Here is a 1,512-nt window from a genome sequence, read left to right as displayed (position 1 = left end):
GTCTGGAAGTCGAGCCAGCAAATCTGGGCGCAGCTCCACGAAGAGGCGTTCCGGTATTTTGGCGGGGTGCCGAGCTATGTCGTGCTCGACAATCTGAAGGAAGGCGTCCTCAAGCCGGATTTGTACGAGCCCGAGCTCAACCCGATTTACAGCGCGATGCTGGCTCATTACGCCGTGGTCGCCGATCCCGCGCGGGTAGCCGATCCCAATCGGAAAGGATGCGTCGAGAGTGCGATTCAACATACCCAGGGCACCGCGCTGGCCGGACGGCGCTTCGAGACACTGGAAGCCCAGAACGAGTTCTTGAGGCACTGGGAGGAGAATTGGGCCTCCAAGCGCATCCACGGCAGCACGCGTCGTCAGGTCGAGGCGATGTTCCAGGAGGAGAAGCCACACCTGCGGCCGTTGCCAGTGGCTGCCTTCCGCATCTTCACCGAGGTCGTTCGGACCGTCTGCGACGATACCACCGTGCGTGTTGATAGCAGCTATTACGCCGCGCGGCCTGCACCCATCGGCAGTCAAGTCGTGGTGCGGATCTACGCCTCCACGATCGAGATCCGTGATCGCCACACCCATGCGCTGCTGCGTGTTCATTCCCGGACGACGCACCCCGGTTCTGTCGTCCTGCCGACCAGCGAACGGCCGTTCAATCCGTCGCGGCAAACCGCCGTGCTGCTGGCGAGCGCCGAGCGCGTCGGGCCGCAGACCAGGGCGCTGTGCCAGCAAGTGTTCGACACCGAGGGGCGCCCCGGACAGCGCGCGATGTGGGGCATTGTCGGGCTGAGCCGGAAATATCCGGCATGGCTGGTCGAGCAAGCCTGCGCGCACGCCATCGGCAACCGCATCTACCGTTACAAGCATGTGCGTGCGACCGTCGAGCGGTTGTTCGAACAGGCGATCGCGCAGGTTGGAGCGACGCCACAGCCGGCATCGCCGCTCACCCAGGATCATCCGCTGATCCGCGCCGCCGCCGAATACGGCGACCTCTTCAGCCACGCTGTGCGGCACGACGCCGGCAACAATGGCCGGCAGGCCGAGGCCCACGACAGCCGCGCTCGTGTCGCCTGCGCAACCCCGGCCAGCTCCGGCGCCACGAGCGCTCCCGCTGCGCCTTCTCACCTCAAACTGGAGACCCAGCCACATGATGACCATGCCGGAAATTGAGCGTTGCCTGCGACAGCTGCGCCTGTCAGGCGTCCGAGACACGCTGCAGACGCGCGTGCTGCAGGCGCAGGGCGCCAACCAGCCATTCCTCGAGACCTTCTCCCTGATCCTGCAGGACGAACTGGACCGTCGTCAGTCCCGCCTTATCGAGCGACGATACCGGCAATCCGGACTCGACGAAAAACTGACGCTCGCCGAGTTCGACTGGTCCTTCAATCCCAAATTGCCGCGCCAAACCTGCTTCCAGCTCCACACCCTAGCGTTCATTGCCGCCGGCGAGAACGCGCTGCTCGTCGGCAAACCTGGCACCGGGAAGTCCCACATCGCCAAGGCGATTGCCTATCAGGC

At 64.7% G+C, this 1,512-nt stretch carries 1 protein-coding gene and 1 pseudogene; both read left to right on the top strand.

What is annotated here, in order from left to right; translation table 11 throughout:
• Window positions 1-1,164: Mu transposase domain-containing protein (locus AC3WLX_RS36590; protein ID WP_492339385.1), on the top strand; the 1,164-nt coding region annotated here is incomplete at its 5' end.
• Window positions 1,142-1,512: pseudogene (gene istB / locus AC3WLX_RS36585) on the top strand (IS21-like element IS1631 family helper ATPase IstB); the annotation flags it as partial. The gene AC3WLX_RS36590 and the pseudogene istB, both read left to right, overlap by 23 nt.

Source organism: Bradyrhizobium sp. FW305-F6 (assembly GCF_058782905.1).
This window is presented reverse-complemented; position numbering and strand designations above follow the sequence as displayed.